The organism is Chryseobacterium mulctrae (assembly GCF_006175945.1).
In the GTDB taxonomy this organism is placed as follows: Bacteria; Bacteroidota; Bacteroidia; order Flavobacteriales; family Weeksellaceae; genus Chryseobacterium; species Chryseobacterium mulctrae.
In genome coordinates this window covers 719,297-745,206 of record NZ_VAJL01000001.1, presented here as the reverse complement: position 1 = coordinate 745,206, position 25,910 = coordinate 719,297, and the positions used below count along the sequence as shown (strand labels likewise).

Sequence of the window (25,910 nt, the reverse complement as noted above, 5' to 3'; positions counted from 1 at the left end):
TAATTTCTTTGTTTTAAATTTGATTCTTTAAACTTCCATCATCATTAATGTATTTAAACTGATGATTTTGATCAATAATTTTTCCTCCCATCTTTTTAAAAATTTCAAACATTCCAATCCAATCTTCTTCATCAACTTCTTTGGGAGTGTCCCATCTAATGATCCCAAAATTATTTTCTTTTTGTTTTTCGAGAATAACCCCATATTCATTTTCTAATGAAATTTTAAATCCTGGAATGAAATCATCATCAATTTTCCATTTGGTTGTAATATGTAAAATCTTAACACCAATTTTTTCACCTTTCAAACCTGTAAATTGATTCCATTCTTTATTAGTTTGAAACCAATTCCAAATATTTGTAAAATCAGCTATATTATCACTTTCCAATTCATAAACTTCTTCTATAAAAAGTTTTTTGAAATTTAATAAATCATTATTTGAATTTTCAATGGAAATTTCCTCCAATAATTCTTCGGCTTGATGCAATAGAGTAAATAATTCTTTAATCTGATATTTTTCAAAATATTCAATTTTTGGCAACCTATCTGTTTTAGAATAAACATTAGGTGTTTTATTTTTGAATAAATTTTTAAAAAACATTTATAATAAATTAAGATTTATCCCTCAAAAACATAAGTCGTCAGATAATGCAGCTCAGATTTACTTGCTGCTTTAGAATCTGCTTCTGCCTGTTCCAAAGAATAATTTGAATTAATTTCTTTTTTCTGAAATACAAAAGAATTGTTGGCATTTTTATCAACCACATCACTGAAAATATGTTCAATTTCTGAATTTCCCAAAGATGCAAAACTGATATCTTCAAAACCATACATCAATCGCAGATCATCAAACTGAGCAAAGTTTTCATTTACGAAAGACTGCATTTGAGATTTAGAATCAAAATTTCCTGCCCAAATATTGTAAGCGTAACTTTTCTTACTTGGTTTGTCGAAAATACTTTGGTAAACGAAGTTTTCACCTAAATAAGCTTCTCTTACCTGCGGATCATTTGCCAAATCTTCAGGAAGACCTTCTTTCAGGATTTTTCCTTCAAACATAATATAAGTTTTGTTGGTAATCGCCAAAGTCTGCTGTACGTTGTGATCGGTAATTAAGATTCCGATGTTTTTGTCGGTCAAACTTCTTACAATTTTCTGAATATCTTCCACAGCAATCGGGTCAACTCCCGCAAAAGGCTCATCCAAAAGAATGAAACTAGGGTCTGTTGCCAAACATCTTGCAATCTCAGTTCTACGTCTTTCCCCTCCGGAAAGAAGATCTCCTCTGTTTTTACGAACGTGTTGCAGAGAAAATTCCTCAATCAGTTCGTCGCATTTTATTTGCTGTTCTCTTTTTGAAAGTTTAGTCAACTGTAAAACGCCAAGAATATTATCCTCCACAGACAGTTTTCTGAAAACCGAAGCTTCCTGAGCAAGATAACCGATACCTTTTTGGGCACGGCGATACATTGCATCGGTCGTGATTTCCTGTTTATCGAGGAAAATTCTTCCTGAAGTAGGCTTTACCAAACCTACGATCATATAAAACGAAGTGGTTTTCCCGGCTCCGTTCGGACCCAATAAACCTACAATTTCTCCCTGCTGAACCTGTACAGAAACACCTTTTACAACTTTTTTGGGACCGTATTCTTTGATTAAGTTTTCTCCTCGTAAAATCATAGTCGCAAAGATAAAGTTTTTTTGAATTAGAAATTTATTTTATGAATAACTGCATTTTAATTTTAGCAGAGTTTAACAGAAGTTTCCAGTGTTGATTTTTTGTTACTTTTGTATGAAGACAAAAGTATAAAGAAGTAAAGTCTAAATAATATGGTGAATTTTGTTTTAATCGCAGTCTGTATTTTGGCAGGAATGATTTTCAAAGAAACAAAATCCATTCATCCCGATGCGCACAAAGGCATCAATACATGGATTCTTTATTTAGCACTTCCTGCGGTTTCTTTTAAATATTTACCAAAGGTTCAGTGGTCTGCAGCAATGCTTTTTCCGATACTTTCAACATTTGTGATCGCAATCGGATGTTTCTTTTTTATGATGTTTTACAGCAGACAAAAAGGATATTCTAGAAGATCAAGAAGTACGTTAGAATTGGCAAGTGGTTACAGCAACACTTCATTCATTGGATTTCCTTTAATCTCTGCTTTTTATGGCGAAAGTCTTTTAAGTATTGCGATAATCTGTGACCAGACGATGTTTTTTGCACTTTCCACATTGGGAATTATCGCTGCGGTGAAAGGCGGAAGCAAATCCGGAAAAGTGAGCGCGATTTTTATTTTAAAAAGACTAATTACTTTTCCTCCGTTAATAGGCTGTATTGCGGCATTGGTTTTGTCGCGGTTCATCGATTTTACTTTTGCTGAACCTCTTTTTGATAAACTGGCTGCAACGGTAAGTCCGTTGGTTTTATTTTCTGTCGGGTTACAGTTGAAATTCAATGGTTGGAAAAAATTGTTGCCACAGATTTCGGCTTCCATGTTTTACAAATTAATTTTAGCTCCGATAATGATTTTAGGTTTAGCTTTATTACTCGGAATTAAAGGTGATGTTGCGAAAATTTCTGTCTTTGAAGCCGCAATGCCGACTGTAGTTACGGCAAGTATTATTGCCGAACAATTCCGATTAAATACAAAACTGACGAATTTGATTATCGGATTCAGTATTCTTGTTGGATTTATTACTTCAGCGATTTGGTATCAGATCATTGAAATGATTTTCTAAGTCATTGCGAACAAAGTGAAGTAATCTCAAATTATTTTTTTAAACTCACGCAGATTTTGCTGATAACGCAGATTTTTATTTTTGAATCTGCTCAATCTGCATGATATATTAAATTAATGGAATCGAAATTATATGTTTTGAAAGATTTAAAGAAAACAAAATTGCAGTTCTCTGAATAAAAAATTAATTTTACACTTTAATTATTCCCTTGCAATACGCTCAAATTATTTTACCGCTCAATCTGAAAGGAACTTTTACTTACAAAGTTCCGGAAGAAATACAATCGACAATTCAACCTGGAATGAGAGTTCTGGTTCCTTTTGGTGGGAAAAAAATCTACACGGGAATTGTTTTTGAATTGCACGATGAAGAGCCTACTCAGTTTGTGGCAAAAGAAGTGATCAGTATTTTAGATGAACAGCCGATTTTGCCTTCAGAACAAATTAAGTTTTGGAAATGGCTTTCAGATTATTATCTCTGCAATTTGGGCGAAATTTACAGGTTTGCTTTTCCGTCTTCTTTAAAATTGGAAAGTGAAACCTATCTTAAATTAAAACCCAATATTACCATTGAGTTTGAAAATTTAGACGTCAACGAAATGTACCTTATTCAGGCATTAGAAGTTCGACAGCTGATTAATTTAACGGATATTGAAGCTTTTATTCCAAAAAAAGATATCATTAAAACCATCAATTCTTTGATCGATTTACAGTATATTGAAATCGACGAAAAGATTGCTGAAAAATACAAAGCAAAAGAAGTTGCTTATGTGAAAATTAATGATGAGGTTTTAAAAAATAACAATCTTACAGAGATTCTTTTAAGCTTAAAAAGAGCTCAAAAACAGAAAGATCTTTTCCTGCATATTTTAGAAAAACAGACAGAAAACCCTGATTTGCATATTAAAAAATCAGAGTTATTTGAAGATGGTTATTTTTCTAGTTCGCATTTTAAATCTTTGGCAGATAAAAATCTTGTCGAAGAATATTACATGCAGAAAGACCGAATTGAAAGCTATGAAGGTGAAATTGAAGAAGTCGAAGAACTTACGGAAGTACAAAAAGCTGCAAAAAACGAAGTGGACGAAGCCTTTGAAGAAGGTAGAAATGTTTTGCTTCATGGGGTAACTTCATCCGGAAAAACGCATATTTATTTAGAGAAAATTGAAGAATGTATTTCGGAAGGAAAAAATGTTTTGTTTTTACTTCCTGAAATCTCTTTAACGAAGCAAATTACTCAAAGATTAGAAAAAAAATACGGCAGACAACTTGGTTTTTATCATCAGAAACTCACCGATTTTGAAAAGGTAGAAATCTGGAGAAGAATAAAAAATAACAACATCAAAATTCTTATTGCAACGAGGAATGCTCTGTTTTTACCTTATCAGAATTTAGGATTGATTGTGGTGGATGAAGAGCACGATTCGGGGTACAAACCGAGAGAAGTTTCTCCTTTTTTCAATGCAAGAGATTCGGCTTTGGTTTTGGCGAATTTTTATGGAGCTAATGTGATTTTAGGTTCGGCAACACCTTCTGTTGAAAGCTATTATTTAGCCCGAAAAGAGAAGATGAAATATGTTTTTCTAAATGAAAGATTTGGGAATGTAAAACTTCCTGAATTTGAACTGATTAATTTTAAAGAAGCTCAGGATTCTAAAAAAGTTTCCGGAAATTTTTCTTTAAAACTGATTGATGAAATTAAAAAGACTTTAGAAGAAAAAAATCAAACGATGATTCTTCATAACCGTCGTGGTTACGCCAGTGTTTTGGAGTGTGAATCTTGCGGTTATGTGAATTATTGCTCAAATTGTGATGTAGTGATGACGTATCACAAAGCTGCTCACGAAATGAAATGCCATTATTGTGGGCAGAGAGCTTCTAAACCGAAAACCTGCCCGAAATGCTATTCTGAAAACCTTAATGAAAAAGGAGTAGGGGTAGAGCAGATCCATGAAGAAATTTCAAAAATTTTTCCTGATAATGAAGTCGACAGAATGGATGTTGATTCGATGCGAAAGAAATTTGCCTACGAAAAATTATACGAAAAAATCGAGGACAGAGAAACTGATATTGTTGTTGGAACTCAGATGATTTCAAAAGGTCTGGATTTTGATCATATCGAATTGGTGGCAATTCCAAAGGCTGATTCTATGCTGTATGTACAGGATTTCAGAGCTGAAGAAAGAGCGTATCAACTGATTACTCAGGTTTCCGGAAGAGCGGGAAGAGTTTCCGGGAAAGGTCGAGTTTTAATTCAGACTTTTAATCCGGATCATTCTGTTTTTCAGCTGATTAAAATGAATAATATTTCTAAGATCTATAAATATTTCCTTACCGAACGTCAGAAATTTAATTATCCGCCTTTCACAAAGCTGATTATGATTGAGCTTAAACATCGAAGAGATGAAAAAGTAGATCGTGCTTCACAGTTTTTAGGTTCAATTTTAAGAAAATATCTTCCTGAAGACTGTATTTTAGGACCTGAAAGAGCGCAGATTGCAAGATTGAATAATTTGTATCAGTTTCAGGTTTTGCTTAAACTTCCACGTGGTAAAAACTATGAGAAATTCAAAAGTCTAGTTTTGTTAAGTTTAAAGGAATTTGATGAAATCACTGCTTATCAAAGCATTAAAAAAGATGTTTTTGTGGATTTTTAACAAACTTTAACATATTTTATAGCCTTTTATTATAGTCTACTGAACTACCATACCATAATAATTTCTACATTTGGACGTTGACTATATGTTTGGAATGTGATAAATGATTTAACTAATCGTTTTTTATTCAATCCAAAATATATACAAAAGAAAAATTAGATGGTAAATTTCAGAAAATATATTTCAGGTGTTACGGTCTTGGCTGCTGGTTTTTTATTTGCACAATCGACCGTTTCTACAGTTCTTTACTCTCAAAATTACGACAATAAAGCAAACTTAAACCTTCCATCGCCTGCTGCGTATGTGGAAAAAGCTATTTTGTCGCCAAAAGAACTTGTAGACATCAGTGTAAACACAATGATGACCGATCCCGTGCTGAAAAACGCAACTTGGGGATTTGTAGTCTACGACCCTAAAACGAAGAAAATAATTTCTTCGTATAACGAAAATACTCCTCTTGTTCCCGCTTCTACAACGAAGCTGTTGACTACCGAAACTGCAATGAGCATGTTGGGTGAAAACTACCGTTGGATGACGCAGCTGGAATATTCGGGAGAAATCGATGAAAATGGAACTTTAAACGGTAATCTTTACATTGTAGGAAGCGGTGATCCATCTTTGGGAACCAATAAAGCAGGAGCTTGGTCTTACAAAGATATCGTTTCAGATTTCGCAGGCGGAATGACTCGTGAAGGTATTAAAAAGGTAAATGGTGATATTATTATTCAGACAGCGCTTTTCAAAGGTAACATTTCGGCACTTCCGGAAAATGTTGTTTGGCTAGAAAATAATAACTACTATCTTCCTGTAGGTACTACCAGAGAGATTAATCCTGCCAATGAGAAGCTTATTGTAAAAAAATCAATGAACCCTGCAGCTGATAAGAAGTTTTTCTATGTTTCGCCTTATGTAAATAAAATGGTGTATGCTGAAAAGTATGACGGAAACGGAACTTTAACAACAAAATTACCAGATGCTCCGGCTTTCCTTGCCAATTCATTCAGAGCAAGTCTGGTAAAAAGCGGAGTAGCAGTTACCGGAAAAGTAATTCCTAAAATGACAGATGCATCTCCGGAAATTAGAAAGATGATTTCAGCTTATAAATCTCCTACTTTGGGTGATATTATTTATTATACCAATCAGAGAAGCGATAACTCTTTAGCAGAAGCTTTATTAAAAACAGTTGGTTTTCAGAAAATGGGAGATCAGACTTCAGAATCTGGTAGAATTGTGGTTAATGATCATTTAAAAGATATTGAATTCGATTTGGAAGGTTTAAATTATATGGACGGAAGTGGTTTGTCGAGAAGCAATCATGTAACTCCAATTTCTCAGGTGAAGTTTTTAACTTCTTTAATGGATGAGAAATTTTATAAAACTTATTTCAACTCTTTGCCAATCGGCGGACAATCGGGAACACTTAAAGGAATGTTTGTTGGTGAAGGAAACGGGCAGGTTTTTGCGAAAACAGGTACTCTAAATAAAGTAAAAACTTTAGCAGGATATTTAAAAACCAACTCAGGAAGAACGCTGGTTTTCTCTTTGATGGTGAATAATTATGCAGGCTCAGTAGGTCAGGTGAAAAGTAAAATGGAAACGATTCTTAAACCGGCTTTAGATCTTTAATAAAATATTAATTTCATATATAAACCTTTTAATCTTTGATTGAAAGGTTTTTTTTATCTTTAATCCCTAATTATCTGACAATGAGAAAATTTTATATTTTATGTATAAGCATCTTTACGATTCATACTTTATCGGCTCAAAACCAAAATGAGAACGTAGAAAAAAAAGGCTTATTAAATAAAGAAATGAAGTCTTACGCGGCTAAAATGGTTGCAGGAAATACTAATCCCAATACTTTAAACTACGATTTGCAGTACCAAAGGATGGATGTTACTATTGATCCTGGTGTTTACAATATTTCGGGATCGGTAACTTCTCATTTCAAACCGACACAGGCGTTGAACAATATTTATTTTGATCTTAATCATAATCTTACGGTTTCTCAGGTAAATTATCATGGTCAAAATCTTACTTTCCAACAGCTTCCTACTAAAGAACTGAAAATAAATTTTACAGCTTCTTTGGCGGCGAATGTTTTAGATTCTCTTACGATTCAATATAACGGGGCTCCAGATCCTGCTGGTAATTCTTTTTTTAATGGTTCTCAAGGAGGAACTGCAATTCTTTCAACCTTAAATGAACCTTATGGTGCACAAGATTGGTTTCCGACAAAACAAAGTTTAAATGATAAAATCGAAAGGTTTGATATTAAAATAACAACTCCGGCTCAATATAATGTAGCTGCGAATGGAAAGTTGATGTCTGAAACGACTTTAGGAAACGGTCAAAAACGTACTTTCTGGAGAACACAATATCCTACTGCGGCTTATCTTATTGCACTTTCGATTACGAATTTTGTTAAATTAAACGATACAATGGGAAATCCACCTTTTCCTTTTGTAAATTATATTTATCCGTCAACTAATGCAAATGCAACAAGTATGGCGAACATCGAGTGGACTAAAACGGTAATGAATACTTTTGAAAATTATTTCGGGCCTTATCCTTTCCGTAATGAAAAGTACGGTCACATGGAATTTGAAGCCGGTGGTGGTATGGAACATCAAACCATGTCTTCGATGGGGTCTTGGGGTAAGCAATTAATTGCTCATGAGTTAGCGCATCAGTGGTTTGGTGATAAAGTAACTTGCGGAGCATGGAATGACATTTGGTTGAATGAAGGTTTCGCCACTTTTGGAGAGCATGTTGCTTACGAAAAACTGATCATGAGCAATGCTGATTTTCTTAATTATCTTTTAGGCGAAAAAAATTACATTACAAGTGCCGCTGGTGGAAGTGTATATGTTGCAGACAGTAGTTTAGGAAATATCAATTCTATTTTCAGCGGTAGATTATCCTATTCGAAAGGAGGTTATGTGGTAAGAATGATGAAATGGGTTTTGGGAGATACAGCATTTTATCAGGCATTAAAAGAGTATCACGCAAGACCAAATTTGGCTTATAGTTATGCAAGAACAGCCGATCTGAACGCATCTTTATTGACTTCAACAGGAAAAGATTTTACTGAATTTTTTAATGACTGGATTTACGGACAAGGATATCCTACTTATGACATCAGATGGAAGCAAGTTGGAAATCAGGTAACCTTTAAAGCATCACAAACTCAAAGTCATTCATCGGTTAGTTTTTTTGAAATGCCATTACCGATAAAAGTGACCGGAACTGGCGGTCAGAATGCATTTTTTGCTTTAAATAATACTTCAAATAATCAGTATTTTACAGAGGCAGTAACTTTCCCGATTGCAAGTGTACAGTTTAATTATGAATATCAAATGTTGGAGAAAAACTCAACAGTTTCTGAGTATAATACTTTGAGCACGACAGATTTTAAAACTGATGAATTTAGCATTTATCCAAACCCTGTAAAAGACGAATTGTTTGTTTCAGGATTAAAAAAAGAAGCAGACTATGAAATTTTCACAGCAGATGGAAGATTGGTGAAAAAAGGAAAATCCGATAAGAAGATTCAGATATCTCTTCTACAAAAAGGCGTTTACTTCATTAAAATATTAAATTCAAATTTAAAATTTGTAAAAGAATAAAAAATAAATTATTGTATTGATTTTCAGTGTATATTTGTTTGTAAACAAAAAACTAATACCCATGAAAACAAATTTATTCTTTTTCAAAATTCTTTTATTCATGTTATTAATTTGGAATCTCACCTCATGTGATTCTAAAAAATCCGACAATCCTTTATTGGATTCAGAGTGGAGTGGTATTGCGAAAATTCCTCAGGAAGCAGAGATTGTTCTTAAATTTTCTAAAGACAAGATTGATGTATTACTCGGAAATAAAGTAATTGAAACCATGAATTACACTTTGAGTAACGGCGAAATTGATTTGGTGAAAAATTCCGGCGGAACACCTTGCGATGCAGGAACAAAAGGTAAGTATAAGTATGAAATTATAGGCGAAAATCTTGTGATGACGCTTGTTTCTGATGAATGTACTGCTCGTATAAAATCTTTACAGGGAATCGTTTATAAAAAAACGGATGTGAAAAAGTAGCAGTAAAAATTATTTATAAACAAAAAAGCTTTCATTTGTGAAAGCTTTTTTGTTACTCTTTGTTGTGATATTAATTTAAAAAAAATGTTTGTCAGACAATGGTGATACTGGTATTATATTTAATAAACCTTAGACATTGATTAAATTTAAAAATAAATATTTAAATAGGACATTGTTACTTCTGTTTATTAATTGATTGTTTTTTGAATCTGCCGGTAGAGAAATTGAATATTGAAACAGATAGCAAAATCAATTCGATTACCATTTTCGATGCAAAAGGAAGTTTAATTAAAAACTTTTCAGGAAACCGGAATTTCCAATGGAAAAAGAATTAATGTTTCGGATTTAATTTCAGGAATCTATATGGTGAAAGTAAAAACTTCAACATCAGAGTTTACCAAGAAATTTATTAAGAAATAGTTTTTTCGAGGCTGGAAGATAGATGTTGGAAGCTGGGTGTTACTGAATTGATAAAATTATTTTTTGTCATCAATTGTGGATTTTCCTGATTTTGTGAAAATGTAAAACACGGACAGTCAAAAATATCTAACTTCCATCATCCATTATTCAGCTTTACTCATCGCTTTCTCAGCCCTTTTATTGGCAATTTTAACTTTATATTTAAACCATTTTTCTTTAAAAACGGTTCTCATTGCATTGTCAAAATGTCTGATGATAACCAAATTTTTGAAACCTCTCCATTTTTCAAGTAAACTTGATGGTAAAGCTCGCACGGAAACCGAATATCCTTCTGTTTCGTATTGAATATAATGCCACCAACCGGAAGGAATGTATAAAGTTTCGCCAGGTTTTATCACTGCTTCATAACCCTTAAGACGTTTCAAAGCTGGATATTTTTCGTAATCAGCTTCCTGAAGATTGACCAAGCTGTGAAAATTATAAGGAAGTTTGTACATCAGATCAGATTGTTCCCACGGAAATAGCCAGATTCTTTTTATTCCCTGAAATTGGGTGATGAAAACATGAGACATATCAATGTCAATATGATTTCTCGTAATCGAACCTTTTCCACCGAAAAACATGAACGGAAGCCATTTTAAAACTTTTCCTTTTGTTACATCTCTGTAATGAAGATCATCTTTAAGCTCAGGTTTTATGCTTAAAAGATTAAATAAAAACAGACGATATTCTGTGGTTTTTGTACTTATTAAATCTAAATATTCTGAAAAAGTAGTTTCTGCAACGGGTTTACTTGCCACTCTGTCAATAGATTCCAGCTCACTGCCGTAAACATTTACTTTGGTTTCGCCTGCGATTTCTTTAAAATATTCATAATTCCATTTTTGATAAGCGGGACTGTTTTGTTCTATAAAATCCTTTAAAATAATAGGTTTACAAGCTTTCATATGGTTTAAAATAAATGCTTCTGAACTAATATTTTCTGCGCTTTTTACCGGTGTCAATTTCATTATAAATAATTTAGGAAGGTCAAATATAATAATTATCCTACAAAATTAGTAGACTAATTAATTTAAATTTTTAAATGATTAATGACCGAAAAAATCAATAAAGGTGCCGAAACGTATTTTGTTTAATGCCTTTTTATTAAATTAGCGCAACTTAAATTTAATTATAATGATCTCTGGAAAATATCTTGAAAATCTACAGAACGAGCTGAAAAACATCGAAAATGACGGTCTTTTTAAAAAAGAAAGAATCATCAATTCTCAGCAAAGTGCAGAAATAGAAGCGAATGGAAAGAAGCTTTTGAACTTTTGTGCCAACAATTATTTGGGATTATCAAACCATCCTGAAGTAATGAAAGCTTCGCAGGATATGATTGGTTCTCACGGTTACGGAATGTCATCGGTACGTTTTATCTGCGGAACTCAGGATATTCACAAACAGTTGGAAGAAAAAATTGCTGAATTTTTAGGCCTTGAAGACACCATTCTTTATGCAGCTTGTTTTGATGCAAACGGTGGAGTTTTCGAACCTTTGTTTACAGAAGAAGACGCAATTATTTCAGATGAATTAAATCACGCTTCAATTATTGACGGAGTTCGTCTTTGTAAAGCGGCGAGATACCGTTACAAAAACAATAATATGGCAGATTTGGAAGCTCAGTTGATTGCTGCTTCCGAAAAAAATCACAGATTTAAAATCATCGTTACAGACGGAGTTTTCTCAATGGACGGAATTGTTGCAGACCTGAAAGGAGTTTGTGATCTTGCCGATAAATACGATGCTTTGGTAATGGTTGATGATTCTCACGCAACAGGTTTCATCGGAAAAACAGGTCGTGGAACGCATGAAGCTAACGAAGTAATGGGTAGAGTAGATATCATTACTTCTACTTTAGGAAAAGCTTTGGGTGGAGCTTTGGGCGGATTTACTTCCGGTAAAAAAGAGATCATCGATATGTTGAGACAACGCTCCAGACCTTATTTATTCTCAAACTCTTTGGCTCCGGGAATTGTAGGTGCAGCTTTAAAAGTTTTAGAAATGATCTCTGATGATACTTCACTTCGTGATACGGTGATGGAAAACGCAGAATATTTCAGAACGGAAATGAAAGCAAAAGGTTTTGATATTCCTGATGGAGATGCCGCAATCGTTCCTGTAATGTTATACGATGCTAAATTATCCCAGCAAATGGCTGAAAAACTGATGGATGAAGGAATTTATGTAATTGGTTTCTTCTATCCGGTTGTTCCGAAAGAAAAAGCGAGAATCAGAGTACAGCTTTCTGCAGCTCACACGAGAGAACATTTGGATAAAGCAATTGCTGCTTTTGAAAAAGTAGGAAAAGAATTAGGAGTAATTTCTTAAAAAATAAACCCTTCTACATTTGTAGAATAAAAACAGAATTTCTATATTTACGGAAATTCTGTTTTTTTATGCTTAAAAATATCTTACTAACCCTGCTGTCAATTTTTGTTTTGGCTTCTTGCCAAACTAAAACGAATCAATACATTAAGATTTCTGATAAAGTTCAGAAACGGCACGGAAAATGGATAGAAAAATATCCTACCGAAGAAGGAACATTAATTACAGTTGGAAAATATAAGAAAGGTGAAAAGGTAGGAGTCTGGAAAACAACTTTAGATAACCAGCTTTACCAAAAAGAAAAAATAGGAAGAAAAAAAATTAAAATGTTCGTTTATTATCGAAACGGAAATATTATGGAACGCGGACAATCAAAGCTTGATATTTCTGAAAACGAGCGCCATTGGTATTATTTCGGAGACTGGAAATTTTATGATGAAAATGGAAAATTGAAATACATAAAAAAATACGCCGATGGTAAAAAAATAGACAGTACTTCTTTTAATAAATAATTATTGTTTATAAATATAAATTATTTTGTTGTCGAATATAGAATTGTTTTATTTTTAGCAGATTAATATTCTAAGAATCTTCGATGAAAAAAGATCTACTTCTGCTTTTTATTTTTGTTTTATCAATTCAGCTTTCTGCGCAGTCTGAGGATTTTAAATCAATTATTACGGTCAGTACTTTTTCACCGTTTCGGGATCAGCGATACAATGTTGGTTATATGCACAAATTGTCTGAAAGATGGTGGATTGGTGCCGAACTAGGATATGGTTCGGAAGGAATTACGCCTTTTAACCATAATGACTTCAAGGGGAAATTTAATATGTTTGAAATTCGGCCTGAAGTTTTTTATAGTTTAAACCCTGATTCAAGATTAAAGCATTTGATTTCGGCAGAAGTTTTTTACCTAAATCATAAAGGTGATAATGTGAATGGAAATTATTATGATGAAAATGATAATTATTATTCATTCAGTTCTGCAGATTACAAAAGAACTAAAGCAGGATTAAATATCAATTACAGCATCATGCTTCACAAAGAATCGTCTTGGTTCGGATTTATGCCTAAAATTGGTTTCGGAATCAGACAGAGTGATATTTCTTACAGTAATGTGATAAATCGGGAAGAAAAATATGAGCCGACCGATGGATTGCCATTTCAATTTTTGCTAAATAAGGAAGGTTCTAAACTTGGTTTTAATTTTAATATTGATATCAAAATTATTTTTAAATTTTAAAATAATTCAATTAATCTTCTTTAATCATCATTTTCTCATATAAAATTCACTTTTTTTCTGAAATAAACTATCTTTGCACACAAATTTTTACGATGCTTTATACCATCATCAAGGCGTTACACATTATTTTCATGGTCAGTTATTTTGCGGGAATTTTTTATCTCGTGAGGATTTTCGTGTACTATAAAGATACTGATGCTTTTTCTGACGAAAAAAAGACCATTTTGAGAGAGCAATACACCTTTATGGCTCGAAGATTATGGAACATTATCACCGTTCCTGCAGGAGTTATCATGACCGTTTGTGGTTTGATTATGATCTTTTTGAATTCGGGATTAATGAAAATGCCGTGGTTTCATCTGAAGCTTACTTTCCTAATTGGATTGGCCATTTACCATTACTGGTGTTGGAAAAAAGTAAAAAAATTAGTCGAGCTCAACGGAAATACTTTAGAAACAGCCAATTTAAAACTAAGGCAAGCGAACGAAATTGCCACATTTATTTTATTTTTGGTCGTTTTTACCGTTATTTTAAAATATCAGGTTATTGAATATTGGTGGCAATTAATTACAGGATTTTTCGTTCTGGTATTTTTAATCATGATGACGGTGAAGCTGGTGAATAAGAAAGGGAAAAGTAAAAAGTAAAAAGAGCCAAGTAAAAATTAATAAAGTTAATAGTGAATGGTCAATTGTGAGTTAATGTAACGCCAATTATCTAAAACCTAATTCCTATAACCTAAAACCTAAATAAAACATGTTTGCAATTTTAAAAAAAGAACTTTGGAGTTATTTTGGGAACTGGAGCGCGTGGATCATCATCGCAGCATTCAGTCTGATAACGACTTTGTTTCTGTTTTTCTTCGAAAATGATTCTAATATTTTTGACATCGGAATGGCATCTTTACAGAGCTATTTCGTTTTAGTACCTTGGTTACTGATGTTTATTATTCCGGCGTTGTCGATGAAAACTTTTGCAGAAGAACTACAAACGGGAACTTTAAACTGGTTGTTTTCTCAGCCTCTGAAAGTTTCAGATTTGGTTTCAGGAAAGTTTCTTTCAGTTTGGGTGGTCGGAATTTTATGTCTAATTCCTTCGGTAATTTATTTTTATACGGTTTACGTTTTGGGAGTTCCTGAAGGAAATATTGATATGGGAATGACTTTCGGAAGCTATTTCGGTTTAATTATTTTGATTGCTGCTTTTTCGGGAGTTGGAATTTTAGCTTCATCGCTTTCTCAAAACCAGATCATGGCTTACCTTTTGGGAGTTTTCATGTGTTTCATCATGTATTTCGGAATCGAACAATTGGCAAGTTATAAATTGTTGGGCGGAGCTGATTTTATTTTACAAAATATTGGTTTTTATCAACATTTCTTAGGCTTTACAAGAGGTCTTATCGATTTTAAAGATGTTGCCTATTTTGTTTTCATCATTGGTCTTACCTTAACATTGTCTAATCATTTTATCAATAAAAAGAAGTAAAAACATGAAGAAGATCAACCTAAAATCTCCGTTTGCCATTTTATTGATTGGAACTTTTGCAGTCGCATTAATTCTTGCATTTTCAGGCATCAGATTAGATTTAACGAAAGAAAAAAGATATACACTTTCAGATAGTACAATAAAAGTTTTAGAATCGGTTAAAAAACCTTTAACGGTAGATGTTTACTTAGAAGGAGATTTCCCGGCAAGCTTTAAACAGCTTCAGAGCGAAACCAAGTTTATGCTTGAAGAATTCAGAAAAATCAATCCAAAAATAGATTTTAAATTCATCGATCCCATCAAAACAAAAATGTCGCAAGACACTTTGATGGCAATGGGAATGCAGCCTTCAATACTTCCGGATATTAAAGACGGAAAAGTTTCGCAGATTACTCTATTTCCTTATGCTGTTGTAAAGTATAACCAAAGAGGAGTTTCTATTCCGTTAGTTGTACAGCAATCTAATATCAATGCGGAAGAGCAATTGAGAAAATCGATTGAAAATTTAGAATATAATTTAGTTTCAAACATCAAAGCAGTTGCTTCAGATAAAAGAAAAAAAATAGGAATTCTTGTGAATCAGGATGAGCTGAATCCTCGTGAATTTGAAGGATTTATGAATCTTGCCTTAGAAAGTTATGATGCAGGGCCGATTGTTCCTAAAAATAATGTAGAAATTACTCAGGCAGACGTTCCTTTACTGAAACAAATGAGCGCTTTGGTAATTGCAAAGCCAAGAAAAGCTTTTACAGACGGTGAAAAAGTTATTCTGGATCAGTACATCATGAACGGCGGAAAAACACTTTGGATGATCGATGCGGTAAACGCTGAAATGGATACTTTAACGAGATCTAAAAAAGTAATGCCTTTCCCGGTTGATATTAATATGACTGATTTCTTTTTTAATTATGGTTTAAGAATCAATCCGGCTTTGGTAAAAGATGTAAAAAAGTATGCGCTTTTAAAACTGGTTACCGGTGAAGTAGGAGGGAATGCACAATATACAAGTCTTCCATGGCCATATTTTCCTTTGGGAATTGCAGAACACGATCATCCTATCACAAAAAATATCAATCCTGTAAAACTTGAATTTCCTACATCAATCGATACTTTGGGCGGAAGAAAATTTAAAACTCATGTTTTATTTGAATCGAGTGAAAGAACTTTACTGAAGCAGGTTCCGAATTATGTTGAGCTAAAAGAAATTTCCAGCGTAGACAGTCTCGGACAAATGGAAAAACCAAGCACACCGAAAATTTTTGCTGTTGCTCTGGAAGGAAAATTTAATTCTGCTTATGCTTCAAGAATTGAAAGAAAATCTTATCCTGGCTTTAAAGCAACAAGTCCGGAAAATAAAATGATCGTGATTGCAGATGGTGATGTCGGAAGAAATAAAATCATTAAAGGTCAAGCTTTACCTTTGGGAGTTGATATGCTGACTGACGAACAATTTGGTAACGAACAATTCCTTAGAAATGCATTAGATTATCTTCTCGATGACAGCAATCTGATGGAATTGAGAAATAGAAACATCGAAGAACGTCTTCTCGATCGTCACAGAATCGCTGATGAAAGAACAAACTGGCAATACCTTAATTTATTTTTGCCATTAGCAATAATCGGACTTTTAGGAGGGTTGTTCTTCTGGTTAAGAAAAAAGAAATTTGGATAGAATGATATAAAAAAGAGAAACAGTGAGGTTTCTCTTTTTTTGTTTTTTACGGGAAAGAATAAAATCATTTTTTAAGTTTTACAATTTCAATTTATTATGTTCATCTTCAATCTATTTTGTCATTTTATTTTTTGCTGTGATCCAAAAGGAAAATCATATTTCATAATTTTAATCAAATGGTTATAAAAAACCAAAGCTCAAATAATATTATTGGAATGTTGGTCAATAATAAAATGTAACATTTTTTTTTATTCTCTCTTATTCTTAAAATGATAAAAGCAATATTTAAAACAGTTAAGAAAATTGAAATGCCATGAAATGCGAAGACAACCAATACTGAAAATACCCATAAGTTATGTAATTCTCCATATCGATAAGAGTTAGTAACGATTATTTTTGGCAATATAAAAGCAACTAACAAAATAGTATAGGAGATAATCGTAAAAAGTTTAATGTTATATTTTATTTCCACTGATGTTTTATTATAAATATTATTTTTTCAAAGATTATCTCTTAAAGAATAGTTTGATAATTAATTTTTAAGTCTATTTGGAAATTCATCTGTTTTCGAAATCTCTTTAATTTTTTTTCTCAAAACATCATTAAGGTTTTCATTTTTCTTTAAAATTTTCATTTGCAAAAACTTTAAAAGATCTTCATCAGATTTTGTATTGCTGAACGCTTCAATCAATCCATTTTTTCCTTTTCTTTCGATGATGAGGTCACAAAGCAAACCACCAATCACGTATTGTGGATTTGTGTTTTCGTCTAGTTTGTAAAATTCAAATAGATTTGATAAATTGATTTCTTTATTTTTTTCTAAATATTCGTGTACCCTTTTGGTGTGATAAACCAGAGATTTTCCGAAATGTGCCTTTTCACCTGATAAGTAAGCTGAAATTCCTGTCAAAAGTAAATAATTGGCGTTGGGATAAAATTTATTAATGAAGTGAGTAATTTCGTGATAATGATTGGCTCCTGCATTTTCTGTTGCAAAAATAAAATTATTTTGAATTTCATAATAACCACATTCTTTAGACATTCCTTTGCTGAAAATATATTCATAACCTAAAATATCATAAATGTTGTCACAGTCTTTTGCAATAAAATATGTAAGTTTTTCAGGTTTGAGATTGAAAGTTTTACACAATTCAGAATAAAATTTCTCTGCTTGTGAAACCTCTTCTTGGTTTAAAATATAATCTGGTCTGTAGAAATAAGTAATGTTGCCTGATGAATGAGATTTCCAGCTTTTTGTGTAGTCGAAAAGATAATTAGACAGTTTGTAATTTCCATTTTCTCTTTTAGCTAAAACATTGGCAATCGCAAAAACCGATTTGTTTTCTCCTTCAAAAATAGATTTAATAAGATAAGAATCTTCCGAAAGAGGATTTACACTTAAAATATGATTAGAAAAATTCCAATTCATTAATGACGGATTGATAACCCCTTCGATATTAAGAGTATTGAAGTTTTTTAAATTTTTGGTTTCAGCAATATTCCAGTATTCTTTAGAATTTGTTTTCAAATAAGACTGCCAAAGATCTACAATCGTTTTTACATCTTTATTTTCAATATTTATATTGAAGTTTGCGGTGTATGTTTGCGAATTAAAGTAGGATGTTGTATAAATAAGAAAGAACAGAATATTTTTTTTCATAAACTCAAAATAATTTATAGAGACCTTTTAAGCCAACCAAATATAAAACAAATCCCAATTAAAATCACTTTACAAAAGAAAAATCATAATCTTGGAAGCTTTATTAATTCTACCAATATGATTTAATATTCAGTACAATTTCTAGGATTTAACGATTATTAAACTTCAATTTCCAAAAGTTTTTTATAATTTTAGTCTTTTCTTATCCTATGTTAATCATTAAGCCTTCAATTTTTCGGAGGTTTGCAGAGTCAAAACAATAAAATAAAAGTTTTGAGGTTTTATTGAGACAACAAACAATATTAATATTAAATACATTAAAAAAATGAAGAAAATTGGCGTAATCGCTTTGGCAAGTTTAGGTTTACTTCTTGCATCGTGTGGTGATAAAAAAGAAGCTGCAACTGCAGGTCAGGAACAAACAGTAGCTGAAAAGCAAGGTGATGTTTTCACTGTTGATGCGGCTGCATCTAAAGTAAACTGGAAAGCTTTCCACAAAGGAGGTTTTGCTCCACGTTGGGGAACTTTAGCAATTTCTACGGGAGAATTATCTGTTGCGGATAATCAATTGGCATCTGGTGAATTTGTAATCGATATGAAGTCGATCAAAGTAGATCCTGCTTCTGTAACTGAGAAAGACAAAAAATATACAGATCTTGAAGGTCACCTTAAAAATGCTGACTTCTTCGACGTAGAAAAACACCCGACTGCTGATTTCAAAATCACTAAAGTTGAAGATCTTGCTGCAGGTGCTCAAAACGCTGTAGAAGGTGCTAACAAAACGGTAAGCGGAAACCTAACTTTATTAGGTAAAACAATGAATGTAACTTTCCCTGCAAAAGTAGAAATCGTAGATAAATCTGCTACTTTGAAAGCTCAATTCACTGTAAACCGTGCTGACTGGGGAATCAAATTCGGAACTGACGAAACTGATCCAGCTGAATGGATGATCAGCAAAGATATCGAAATCGGTATCGATGTAAAAGCTGCTCAAAAATAATTCTGAACACCAAAAAAGATAAAGACATCTGTAGAAATGCAGATGTCTTTTTTGTTTAATAAAATTCTGTCGTCAGTTCGAGTGTTTTTCCGAATCGAAGAGAAGGAAAAATGTATCGAGAACGTTAGTTAAGAATTCAAAAGTTCTCGATAAAAATTCTTTCAGAATTTCACTCGAACTGACGTTTAATTTATCTAGGCTTTACGCTTTTTTTGATTTTTGAATTTACCGATATCTTTAAAATCTGCTAAATCCCCAAAATCTGCGAGAGAATTACTCAAAACCTTGTTCTTTTTTCCATTTCCTCAATCTCAATCTTGCATTAGCATAAGGCGAAGAGGTATTAAACTGAATCATTCTTCCTAAAGTATATTTTTCATACCAATTGATTCCATAAAGTTGGACATTCGATTTTGAATTGATGAGAACTAAAATTTTTTCTACAGTAGAATCAAGTTTTAATTTCAATTCACAGAAATCTTCATTTTCGTAATCTTGATAGAATTTCTTTGCAAGTTTTCCTAGTTCATTCCATTTGTATCCTGTTTCGGGAAGATCTACTATTTCATTCAATTCTTTTTTTGAATTCCATTTTAAAACCAATTCGCCCCAACCAATCAGATAAGAAAGAAGATTTTTCACTGACATTTCGGTTCCTTTTGAATGACCTTCCAAAGTTTTTACATCACTCAAGTCTTTAGGAACCGAATCGATTTCTGCCTTCAGCTTTTTATAATTCGATTCAATCGCAATGATTAATTCTTCTTTGTTGGACGGAATTGCCATTTGTTGAAATTATTAATATTTAAACAAATTTAAAATGATTCAGTTTTTCAAAATCAGATTTTTCAAAAATATTGCTGATGAATCCATTTTCTAAAGTAACGATTCGGTCACAAGTATGGAAAAGTGTTTCGATAATATGCGAACTTATAATCACCATTTTATTACTTTGCTTCAATTCACGGATGATGTCATACAATAAATGAACACCTTCAAAATCGACTCCGTTAAACGGTTCGTCTAAAATATTAATAGGTTTATCGAGCATCAACATTCCGATTAAAGCCAGTTTTTTTTTCATTCCACTCGAATAATATTGAACATATTTATCTAACGGAAGTTGAAATTTTTCAGCCAATTCTATAGTTTTCGGAAGTTTATCTTTTGCGAAATAAGAAAGATATTCCCTTCCTGTAATGTAAGGATAGAAATAATTTTCCGTTTCCAAGTAAGAGATATTTTGACGGAAAAGTTTCTGGTTTTGCCACAAAATTTCACCATTGTATTTCTGACTTTGATATAAAGATTCAAACAGTGTCGTTTTTCCAGCTCCGTTTTTCCCGAGAATGCCTAAAATAATACCTTCTTCAATTTCTAAATTTAAATTTTGAAGAACATTTTTATCTTTAAAACTGACCGATATATTTTTAATTTCCAACATATTTGCTGATATTTTGCTTTGCTTCTTTATTGTTTAAACGGATCATAATCAACGCAGGAATAATGGTTATGCTGTATGCAAAATATTCTATAAACACTGCGATGCTGAAGTAATTGGCTTTTTCGTGATGATGATAAAGTTTGTATTTTCTGGTGAGAATTAATAAAAAATAGCAATTCATAAAGAAAATATAATACAGAAGATATAAGCTTTCATTAAAATTAAAAATTAAAAACCCGATGTATGTAGGCGAAAGTAGCGCATTGAAAAAAACTACATTTTTATAGATTTTGTCTTTAAAATTCATCTTTTTAAAATAAACTTCAAGCATTTCTTTGTTCTCATTATTTTCATAAACGTGGGAAAGGTAATCAAGAAGAAAGATTCCGCATAAAATTAAACTTGCTTGATGATAAGCCGAAGCAACAACGATGATGTAGGTAAGAATAAACATCCATGTGTTTTTTCGCATGTAGCTTTTCCATTCAAAAAGATCATTTGATATAAAATTCCATTGCAGAGTAGGGAATGGTTTAGATTTAGGCTGTAAAAAACATAATGAAATGATTGCTACAAACGCCAGTAAACCAAATTTTTCAATCTTATAATTGATATTTGCCATTAGAAAAAGCATGTAAATAAACGCAGATTCCAGAAAAATAATCAATCTCCAATTACTGATAAATGTTTTTTTCAAAAAAGGAATATCTTTTCTGTTGATATGAAAAACCAAAACCATTGAAAAATAGAGGAGCGGATAAAAAACAGTTTGTGGAAACTTGACAATCATCAATGCGCCAAAAACCAAAATAACAGGTAAACTGACTTTGGGATTGAAATTAAAAATCCTAAAACTCTGATTAAATCTAAACTGAAAATGTTGATAAATTTTGTACAATGAAATTATTTTAGCATTGAATTAGTTTGAATCGTTTAAACAAACCAACTATCCAAACCATTTTACAAGGTTTCAAAGATATAAAAATCAATTTTAAATATCACTAAATAAGGATAATTTGAAACTCAATGAAAAAGAGAAACCCGAAAGTTTCTCTTTTAAAATTAATTTTTTCTTAGCAACAATCCCAATTAAACCAAGCTTTTTCAAAACGTTTGTTTTTTAAGTCTTCCGGATTGATGAAAAAATTGGCAACACCAGAATCTCCAAACATGATTTCATCATCAGTATCAATCTGTAATAAGAGCAAATCTTGCTTAAGATTTTTGTTGCAATCTCTAATGTCTGCCTGAGTAAAATAGGCATAACCTCCTATTTTGTGCCCCGTTCCATCAATAATTTTTTCTATTTCTTCTGTTTGGTTTTTTGTAAGCGTTTCTTGAAAATCCCAATAATCTTTATCATTAAACCTCATATCAAATCGAAAATCTTCAGAACTTCCATATTCAATTTCTTTACTGAAATCGAGTTTATGTTCACGATAAATTGGTGACTCTTCATACATTTCTTCTGTTAAAAAAGAAAAATCAGTTTGAAACTCTTCAGTGATATTGTCATGAAAAACAACTTTGTAATCATCCATATCAAACCATTCGGCAGATACAAAAAATTGCAATATTCCCTGATCAGTATAACCATCAAGAACCGGAACATCCGCAAAATTGATTTGCGTCCAAAGAACCATTGGTTTGTTTTCTTTGTCTTTAGGGTATTCCATCTCTTTTGGTAAATAAGGTTTTCCTAAAAACTTACTGTCAGAAATTTGAAGAGATTCTCCGTTTTCAAGAGGTGTGGCAGAAATTTTTATTGTTTCAAGCTTGTATTTTTCAAGCTGAGTTTTAAACTCATTGAGGAACTCTGGTATCATTTGGTATTAGTTTAAGAAGTTATTAGTTTTTTTCAAAAATAGGAATTAAATGCTCCCAATTTAGTTGTTTTGCATAATCTAAAGCAGATTTTCCTTTATTTGTTTTTAGATTTTTATCTGCTCCGGCTTCGAGCAGTACTTCTACAGAACTTAAATTTCCGGCAATCGTTTCTCGATGAAGGAGTGTAAACCCGTTTTCATCAATATGGGTCAGTTCGTTTGGATATTCTTTAAGAAATTTTACAAAATCTTCTTTCATATTTTTGCTCATCGGATGTTCGATGAGGTTTTCAGGCTTTTCTTTTTGCTCATTAACGACTTCAATCTCATTAAAATCTCCAAAATCAAGTTGCCACGCATCATCATGATCTCTTCTTTCAGATTCAGACATATCTCCACGCATTTTCTGAATGGTAAATCCACCATAAGCTTTAGGAATAGGCTCTGAAGATGAAGAAAATAATTTTGAAAGTCCTTTAGCTTTTTTCTGCATCGGAGTAATGGCAAAAAGCCAGTCACTGATTTCGTTTAACGGGATTTCAAAATAATCTCCGGGTTGTATTGTGGTCAAATCATTGGGTTCGTTGATGAGATATCCGCTAACTGTGTCGCCATCAAAGTTGATGTCATTCATCCACATATGTTCTACGATTTTGTCTCCATCAGAATTTACTTCAGAGAAAGAAGCTTTTACACAGGCAAGATTTAATCCAGGAATGATTCTTCTGTATTCCCAAGATTGCTCTCGCCAGAAATATTTAAAAGTTTCCTGCGCTTTTTTATACGCTTCAATCATTTTGGGGTCTCTTCCGTCCGTAAAAATAAACGAATTATTTTCCATTGTATTTTAAAAATTTTGTGATTTAATTTTAAAAAATATCATTATATATTCTGCCAAAAAGCCGATGAATAAATATGTAATGATATATTTGGTGTAACTAAAATACGGAAAATATTTAAACAAGAGTTTAAATTATCTCATGTTTAAAGAAATTTAACAGTTATAAATTTTCCAGATCTTTTAGAAGATTTGTTTTTGTGATTTAAAAACATTTTGTGCAGATGCTAAAGGAAATACCAATAAAATTAGTAATAAGATAATTTTTTTCATGATGTGTTTTTTGTGTTGTTAATATACTAAAGTTTTTTATTTCATATTGAATTTTTCCTTTTTCATGAATTCAATCCATTCTTCCAAAAGAATTTTCAACTCAGTGAGTGGAATCGTAAAATCATTATTAAAAATTGCATTTGGCGGATCAAATCGTAATTCACTGAATCCAAAATCAGGCAGAAAAATTTCATCATAATATTCACCTTTTAATACTGTATCAATTTCTTCCAATAAATAAGGAGCTTCAACTCTAAATGTTTCAAGTAAATCTGCAGCACAGTACGATCCTGGAATTGTCGAATATTCACACTTAAAACCACTGTAGTTTTTTAGAATGATTTTCTTAAAAGTAATACCATATTTTTTAGACATTTTCATAATTAAACATCCTTTATAAAATCTTCATACTCGTAATAAAACCTCTCAAAGCCATCCATTTTTTCAACAAAAAACTCAAAAGCTTCTCGCCATGAATTTTTATTGAAAACAGAAATTCCTTCTTTTTCAACCCAGATTCTGCTGATAACTTTTCCGTTTTCTAAAGTATAAAATTCTTCTTTATGAAAATCACCAACAAAATCTTTAAGAATATCTTCCAACGACCAGATTTTATTGTAATACGCATCTCTGAAAACTTCATCTTTCATTTCGATATCCAAAGAAACTTCCGCTTTCTTCTTATCTGCATAAAATTTAAATGAAAAATCCTTGATTTTGGTATTATACAAAAGCCATTTTCTCGGAAACGATTTTCCGAAAGCCGTCCAAAATTCTTTTTTTAATTGCTGTGCTTCTTCTTTACTGAACATGAGGCAAAGATAAGTTTTTTTTGGCTGGAAGTTAGGTGTCAGAAGCTGGAAGCTAGTGTGGTTAAGGCTTGTGCAATTTGTCATTAATCCAATTTTTTAAACCTCCAGCTTCCATCATCAAACTTCCAACTTCAATATCCAAACTTTTTCCTATTTTTGCTGTAATGCTGTCAAAAAAATCTCAATATGCTTTTAAGGCGCTTTCATATCTTGTAGAAAAGAGAAATGAAGGCCCGATTCTTATTTCTGAAATTGCAGAAAACAAGAAAATTCCGTTGAAATTTCTTGAAAACATTTTGCTTGAACTAAAAAAAGCGGACATCCTCGATAGTAAAAAGGGAAAAGGAGGCGGATATTTTTTTAAAGAAAATCCTCAAAATGTAAATTTGGCGAAAATCATTCGTTTGGTGAATGGTCCTATTGCTATGCTTCCTTGTGTAAGTCTTAATTTTTATGAAAAATGTGCTGATTGTAACGAAGATCACTGCAGTTTACATGATGTTTTAATTGAAGTAAGAGATGCTTCACTTAAAATTTTAGAGAAAAAAACTCTTTTAGATTTAATAGATTAATTAAATCATAATTTCAATTTTATAAGTCTACTTATTTGGTAGGATAATATTTTTGTTCGATATTTGCTGGTATCAAACATAAAATTATGTTTTCAAAAGAGGATATAGATACTTTGCAGCAGCTTACATTGGAGGAAGGATTACAGTTTATTTCCTCTAAATTTTCAGAAGGGGTTGTTTTCTCAACCTCGCTTGGTCAGGAAGATCAGGTTATTACAGATGCTATTTTCAAAAATAATTTACCGATAAAAGTTTTCACCTTAGATACAGGAAGACTTTTCTATGAGCATTACGATTTGCTTTCAAAAAATAATTCGCGCTATCAAAAGAAAACTGAAGTTTACTTTCCCGAAGCTTCTGATGTTGAAAAATATTTGACGGAAAAAGGAGTAAACGGTTTTTATCATTCCGTTGAAAACAGAAAAGAGTGTTGCTTTATCCGAAAGGTAAAACCCTTGAATCGTGCCTTGGAAAATGCCAAAGTATGGATTACCGGTTTGCGCTCCGAACAATCTGAAAACCGTGAAAATATGCCAATTTTGGAGTGGGATGAAGACAGAAAACTATACAAATACAATCCATTGATCAACTGGAATTATCAGGATGTTCTGGATTATTTAGAACAAAATAAAGTTCAGGAGTTGTCTTTACATAAAAAAGGTTTCATCAGTGTAGGTTGTCAACCCTGTACAAGAGCCATCGAAGAAGGTGAAAATCCGAGAGCCGGAAGATGGTGGTGGGAAACTTCACAAAAAGAATGCGGTCTGCATTCACATTAATTTTAATTTAATCTTCAAAT

25 protein-coding genes and 1 pseudogene are annotated in these 25,910 nt (G+C 32.2%); 15 read left to right on the top strand and 11 right to left on the bottom strand.

Going from position 1 to position 25,910, the window contains the following annotated elements; genetic code table 11:
* Positions 1-13: 13 nt before the first annotated feature.
* Positions 14-601: a hypothetical protein gene (locus FDY99_RS03270; protein ID WP_139419137.1), complete on the bottom strand. Its 588-nt coding sequence runs from the start codon at positions 599-601 to the stop codon at positions 14-16.
* 353 nt (positions 602-954) lie between these two features.
* Positions 955-1,680: pseudogene (gene lptB, locus FDY99_RS03265) on the bottom strand (LPS export ABC transporter ATP-binding protein); the annotation flags it as partial.
* A 150-nt stretch (positions 1,681-1,830) separates the two neighbouring features.
* Between lptB and FDY99_RS03260 the strand changes: the two are divergent.
* The 6 genes from FDY99_RS03260 (at position 1,831) to FDY99_RS23680 (ending at position 9,913) form a co-directional block, all read left to right on the top strand.
* Positions 1,831-2,739 carry an AEC family transporter gene (locus FDY99_RS03260; RefSeq protein WP_139419135.1) on the top strand — a complete coding sequence of 303 codons (909 nt, stop codon included), beginning with the start codon at positions 1,831-1,833 and terminating at the stop codon, positions 2,737-2,739.
* Between the two features lie 208 nt (positions 2,740-2,947).
* Positions 2,948-5,395 (top strand): replication restart helicase PriA, encoded by a 2,448-nt coding sequence (priA, locus tag FDY99_RS03255; RefSeq protein WP_139419133.1) that lies wholly within the window; start codon positions 2,948-2,950, stop codon positions 5,393-5,395.
* Positions 5,396-5,554: 159 nt separating this feature from the next.
* The gene (gene dacB / locus FDY99_RS03250) at positions 5,555-7,021 is read left to right on the top strand and encodes a D-alanyl-D-alanine carboxypeptidase/D-alanyl-D-alanine endopeptidase (RefSeq protein ID WP_139419131.1); all 1,467 of its coding nucleotides are present in this window, start codon (positions 5,555-5,557) and stop codon (positions 7,019-7,021) included.
* 80 nt (positions 7,022-7,101) lie between these two features.
* Entirely contained in the window at positions 7,102-9,024 is a 1,923-nt protein-coding gene (locus tag FDY99_RS03245) for a M1 family aminopeptidase (RefSeq protein WP_139419129.1), read from the top strand.
* 61 nt (positions 9,025-9,085) lie between these two features.
* Entirely contained in the window at positions 9,086-9,493 is a 408-nt protein-coding gene (locus FDY99_RS03240) for a hypothetical protein (protein ID WP_139419126.1), read from the top strand.
* Positions 9,494-9,805: 312 nt separating this feature from the next.
* Positions 9,806-9,913, top strand: coding sequence for a T9SS type A sorting domain-containing protein (locus FDY99_RS23680; protein WP_139423754.1), 108 nt, complete (start codon positions 9,806-9,808; stop codon positions 9,911-9,913).
* A 143-nt stretch (positions 9,914-10,056) separates the two neighbouring features.
* On the opposite strand, the gene FDY99_RS03230 is transcribed toward FDY99_RS23680, so the two are convergent.
* A complete protein-coding gene (locus FDY99_RS03230) occupies positions 10,057-10,923 on the bottom strand; it encodes a cupin-like domain-containing protein (RefSeq protein WP_139419124.1) in 867 nt (288 codons plus the stop codon).
* 166 nt (positions 10,924-11,089) lie between these two features.
* On the opposite strand from FDY99_RS03230, the gene kbl reads away from it, so the two are divergent.
* From kbl to gldG, 6 genes are all read left to right on the top strand, one after another.
* A complete protein-coding gene (kbl, locus tag FDY99_RS03225) occupies positions 11,090-12,286 on the top strand; it encodes a glycine C-acetyltransferase (protein ID WP_139419122.1) in 1,197 nt (398 codons plus the stop codon).
* Between the two features lie 68 nt (positions 12,287-12,354).
* The gene (locus FDY99_RS03220; RefSeq protein ID WP_139419120.1) at positions 12,355-12,795 is read left to right on the top strand and encodes a toxin-antitoxin system YwqK family antitoxin; all 441 of its coding nucleotides are present in this window, start codon (positions 12,355-12,357) and stop codon (positions 12,793-12,795) included.
* Between the two features lie 83 nt (positions 12,796-12,878).
* Positions 12,879-13,529, top strand: a complete 651-nt coding sequence (locus FDY99_RS03215; protein ID WP_139419118.1) for a hypothetical protein — start codon at positions 12,879-12,881, stop codon at positions 13,527-13,529.
* A 92-nt stretch (positions 13,530-13,621) separates the two neighbouring features.
* Positions 13,622-14,176 (top strand): CopD family protein, encoded by a 555-nt coding sequence (locus tag FDY99_RS03210; RefSeq protein WP_139419116.1) that lies wholly within the window; start codon positions 13,622-13,624, stop codon positions 14,174-14,176.
* A gap of 109 nt (positions 14,177-14,285) precedes the next feature.
* Positions 14,286-15,014 (top strand): ABC transporter permease subunit, encoded by a 729-nt coding sequence (locus FDY99_RS03205; protein ID WP_139419114.1) that lies wholly within the window; start codon positions 14,286-14,288, stop codon positions 15,012-15,014.
* 4 nt (positions 15,015-15,018) lie between these two features.
* The gene (gldG, locus tag FDY99_RS03200) at positions 15,019-16,686 is read left to right on the top strand and encodes a gliding motility-associated ABC transporter substrate-binding protein GldG (RefSeq protein WP_102979457.1); all 1,668 of its coding nucleotides are present in this window, start codon (positions 15,019-15,021) and stop codon (positions 16,684-16,686) included.
* A 532-nt stretch (positions 16,687-17,218) separates the two neighbouring features.
* On the opposite strand, the gene FDY99_RS03195 is transcribed toward gldG, so the two are convergent.
* On the bottom strand, positions 17,219-18,346 hold the full coding sequence (locus tag FDY99_RS03195) for a hypothetical protein (RefSeq protein WP_139419112.1): 1,128 nt from the start codon (positions 18,344-18,346) through the stop codon (positions 17,219-17,221).
* Positions 18,347-18,671: 325 nt separating this feature from the next.
* Here FDY99_RS03195 and FDY99_RS03190 point away from each other — a divergent pair, with 325 nt between their 5' ends.
* Positions 18,672-19,346, top strand: coding sequence for a YceI family protein (locus tag FDY99_RS03190; protein WP_074231662.1), 675 nt, complete (start codon positions 18,672-18,674; stop codon positions 19,344-19,346).
* A 273-nt stretch (positions 19,347-19,619) separates the two neighbouring features.
* On the opposite strand, the gene FDY99_RS03185 is transcribed toward FDY99_RS03190, so the two are convergent.
* The 7 genes from FDY99_RS03185 to FDY99_RS03155 all read right to left on the bottom strand — a co-directional run bounded on the left by FDY99_RS03185 (position 19,620) and on the right by FDY99_RS03155 (position 24,539).
* Positions 19,620-20,132, bottom strand: a complete 513-nt coding sequence (locus FDY99_RS03185; RefSeq protein WP_139419110.1) for a ClbS/DfsB family four-helix bundle protein — start codon at positions 20,130-20,132, stop codon at positions 19,620-19,622.
* Between the two features lie 19 nt (positions 20,133-20,151).
* Positions 20,152-20,790, bottom strand: coding sequence for an ABC transporter ATP-binding protein (locus tag FDY99_RS03180; protein WP_139419108.1), 639 nt, complete (start codon positions 20,788-20,790; stop codon positions 20,152-20,154).
* Positions 20,777-21,688, bottom strand: coding sequence for a hypothetical protein (locus tag FDY99_RS03175; protein ID WP_139419106.1), 912 nt, complete (start codon positions 21,686-21,688; stop codon positions 20,777-20,779). The genes FDY99_RS03180 and FDY99_RS03175 overlap by 14 nt, the downstream gene beginning before the upstream one ends.
* A gap of 175 nt (positions 21,689-21,863) precedes the next feature.
* A complete protein-coding gene (locus tag FDY99_RS03170) occupies positions 21,864-22,616 on the bottom strand; it encodes a YwqG family protein (RefSeq protein WP_139419104.1) in 753 nt (250 codons plus the stop codon).
* A gap of 22 nt (positions 22,617-22,638) precedes the next feature.
* The gene (locus tag FDY99_RS03165; protein WP_139419102.1) at positions 22,639-23,457 is read right to left on the bottom strand and encodes a DUF2314 domain-containing protein; all 819 of its coding nucleotides are present in this window, start codon (positions 23,455-23,457) and stop codon (positions 22,639-22,641) included.
* 306 nt (positions 23,458-23,763) lie between these two features.
* Positions 23,764-24,102 (bottom strand): hypothetical protein, encoded by a 339-nt coding sequence (locus FDY99_RS03160; RefSeq protein ID WP_228448730.1) that lies wholly within the window; start codon positions 24,100-24,102, stop codon positions 23,764-23,766.
* Between the two features lie 8 nt (positions 24,103-24,110).
* Positions 24,111-24,539, bottom strand: a complete 429-nt coding sequence (locus FDY99_RS03155) for a DUF4268 domain-containing protein (protein WP_139419098.1) — start codon at positions 24,537-24,539, stop codon at positions 24,111-24,113.
* A gap of 164 nt (positions 24,540-24,703) precedes the next feature.
* Here FDY99_RS03155 and FDY99_RS03150 point away from each other — a divergent pair, with 164 nt between their 5' ends.
* Both FDY99_RS03150 and FDY99_RS03145 read left to right on the top strand, forming a co-directional pair.
* Positions 24,704-25,111 carry an RrF2 family transcriptional regulator gene (locus FDY99_RS03150; RefSeq protein WP_074231726.1) on the top strand — a complete coding sequence of 136 codons (408 nt, stop codon included), beginning with the start codon at positions 24,704-24,706 and terminating at the stop codon, positions 25,109-25,111.
* 86 nt (positions 25,112-25,197) lie between these two features.
* Complete coding sequence (locus FDY99_RS03145; RefSeq protein WP_139419096.1) at positions 25,198-25,890, top strand: phosphoadenylyl-sulfate reductase; 693 nt, start codon at positions 25,198-25,200, stop codon at positions 25,888-25,890.
* Positions 25,891-25,910: the final 20 nt, after the last annotated feature.